Below are 593 nucleotides of genomic sequence, written 5' to 3'. Positions count from 1 at the left end.
CGCTTCAACGCCTTTTAGCATTTCTGCACGTTTCGCTGGATCCGTTTCCACGTTCGCTGCTTCTACAATTTTGTCCATTTCTGGGTTTGAGTAGTAACCACAGTTGTACTGGCCACGACCTGTCTCTTCGTTACGAGTCATTGTTAGGAACTCGTTGAAGTTCGCAGAGTCTTCAGTGTCTGAGTGCCAACCGATCATCAGCATGTCACCCGCACATTTATCAAACTCTGGCCAGTATTGCGCTTTTGGCATGGTTTTCAGATCAACCTTAATACCAATCTTAGACAACATTGCCGCCGCAGCCTGTGCAACTTTTGCATCGTTCACGTAACGGTTGTTTGGCGCAATCATAGTCAGGGCAAAGCCGTTCTCGTAGCCCGCTTCTTTCATCAACTCTTTAGCTTTCTTCAGATCGTAGCGAGGAACCAGTTTTTCGTTGTGACCAACGTAACCAGCAGGGCTTTGCTGACCAGCAGCTGTCGCGAAACCTTTCATGATTTTCTTCACGATGCCTTCGTTGTTGATCGCATGCACGATAGCTTGACGAACGCGCACGTCTTTCAACGCTTCATTGCTGTTTTGGTTCATTTGGA

At 47.6% G+C, this 593-nt stretch carries 1 protein-coding gene; it reads right to left on the bottom strand.

Features of this window, described 5'->3' with window-relative positions; genetic code table 11:
• On the bottom strand, positions 1–593 hold a 593-nt coding region (locus tag R7040_RS28195; protein WP_318097850.1), incomplete at both ends, for an ABC transporter substrate-binding protein.

The organism is Vibrio sp. 1069 (assembly GCF_033340555.1).
Note: the sequence above shows the minus strand (reverse complement) of the source record. Positions and strands in the feature narration are given on the sequence as shown.